Here is a 1,921-nt window from a genome sequence, read left to right as displayed (position 1 = left end):
TCCGTGATCCGGGCATCTGACCTCCGGTCAGATGCGTCTCGTACCGGCCTGCTCCGCAGTCCTGTACGAGACCTGACAGTCCCTCCGGGCCTGCCATAAAACGGCTGGCTGCAAGAGGGGGCTCCTCCTGGGGAGTTAGGGAGGGGGTCGCAGTCCTCGCGGCATCGGATCGTGCGTCAAAGTTGGGAACTGGATGAGTTCTGGGATAAAGAGGTACCTCTCCCTGCAGCTTCAAGGTCTGGTGGATGCGTAAAACTTCATACTCGGGGTTGATTCTGGTATAACACGGCAGCATCAATTGAACTCTCGACGCTTGCCATTTTGGCGTCAGAATTTTGCTTCATAATGACAGGGTAAGTATAATGAGAAGCATAGGACAACTCCATCGATAAAAGAAGGTGATGCCTATAACTAAATACGGCAGAAAGAGGTTCCGTCTGAATGACGACAATTTACTATGCGCTCGGAGCTTTGTTTTACGCTCTCGGGGCGATTTATTATTTCGCTTCACTTGTTGAGAAGTACCGTAAGTGATTCAGAAGGTCCCCTGTGGAATCCACAGGGGACCTGTTCGTTGTGCGGTACGCGGTGAGAAATACACCAGCAGCACGGTGTCACCGACGGGGCATTGACCTGCCGTGGTCGGAGCTGGGTAAGCAGTCCGGTACGCCAACGGGCGAGCTCTGCGGCGCGTACGCGGTCATCGAGTCGTAGCCCCCCGCCAGCAGCTTCACCGCTTCTTGGCGCAGCTCGCCCGCCGTGGCGCGGGCGTAGCCGTGACTCTCCGTCGTAGCCTGCGTGAGTGACTGATCTTGAGCTGAACACTGTCGCCGTGCGCGTTACCGGCCCGAACTTGGCGGGGAACACGTTCCTCGGGGCGCTGATCTCAGCATTCCCGGAATCGCCAGAGGAACCGTTCCCGGAATGGCGCTGGAGTTGGTCGGCAGAATCCTCGCCGGAGTGGACTGGACGTATCGACGTCAGAACCCGCGTGTCTACCTTCGCGCAGCCGCCCGTACCGGAGGAAGCAGTCGTGTGCCTAGCGGGCAACAGGCGCGACGTTGAGGCGGTTGAGGAGGTTCTCGTGTCCTGGTTTCGGGCACGCCGGGACGTCATCGACGATGATCCGTATGAAGTCTGCCTGCGACTCGAACCGCGTGATTGAGGCGTGCACGGCCCGTGACCGTCTAGGTCACGGGCCGTGCACGCCTCCGCGTGGGACGCCGGCCTCGCCATGGCCCGCGACTACACGACCGTACACGGCCAACTCCTGCCCGCTGCCTCGGTCGTGTGGGGTTCGTACCCCCTGGGGATCTTCCTTAAGAACGTGAGGGCTGGCGCCAGGAAGACCCGGGAGAACGCCGCACGCCGCGCGAACGGGGAGAGTGGCGTTCCCATGCCGGGGAACTGTCCGAGAGCCGCATGAAGGCACTCAACGAGATCGATCCCGGGTGGGCGCCAAGAGGGATGGGAGATCGCGTGGCAGCGCTTATACCGGCTCCTGCTCGCGCACGTGAAGGCCGGCGGGGTGCTCCCGGCCGGAGCGGGCGAGGTTGTCGTCCAGGGCGAGGACTTGGGGGCGTGGATCGTCGGGCAGCGCGTTGGCTGGGACAAGCTGGTGCCCGTCCAGCAGTACCTGCTGGAAACAATCGGCGTGGAACCTGCGGGCGAGGGCGAGACGCTGGTCCCGGTGCGGCGTTCACAGGGCGACCGGTGGGCGACCAATCTCGCGGCCGCCCGCCAGTTCCACGCCCGGGAAGGGCACTTGCAGCCCGCGCGCAAACACGTCGAGACCGTCGACGGCGAGGAGATCAAACTCGGCTCCTTGAAGTTTGCCCGTGATCTCGGACACTCGATGGTTATGCCGCGAGGGTGTGTTGATGCCGCTGCCTGGTCTCGGCTGGGGTGAGGTAGCCGAAGG

General features: G+C 62.3%; 2 protein-coding genes. Both read left to right on the top strand.

What is annotated here, in order from left to right:
- The first annotated feature begins 802 nt into the window (after positions 1-802).
- Positions 803-1,165 carry a hypothetical protein gene (locus ACIOHP_RS49900; protein ID WP_401898523.1) on the top strand — a complete coding sequence of 121 codons (363 nt, stop codon included), beginning with the start codon at positions 803-805 and terminating at the stop codon, positions 1,163-1,165.
- Between the two features lie 348 nt (positions 1,166-1,513).
- Positions 1,514-1,909, top strand: coding sequence for a hypothetical protein (locus ACIOHP_RS49895; protein WP_401898522.1), 396 nt, complete (start codon positions 1,514-1,516; stop codon positions 1,907-1,909).
- Positions 1,910-1,921 lie beyond the last annotated feature (12 nt).

Source organism: Streptomyces sp. NPDC087859 (genome assembly GCF_044742595.1).
Lineage (GTDB): Bacteria > Actinomycetota > Actinomycetes > Streptomycetales > Streptomycetaceae > Streptomyces > Streptomyces canus_F.
The sequence above is the reverse complement of the archived record's forward strand: the minus strand, read 5'-3'. Positions and strand labels throughout refer to the sequence as shown.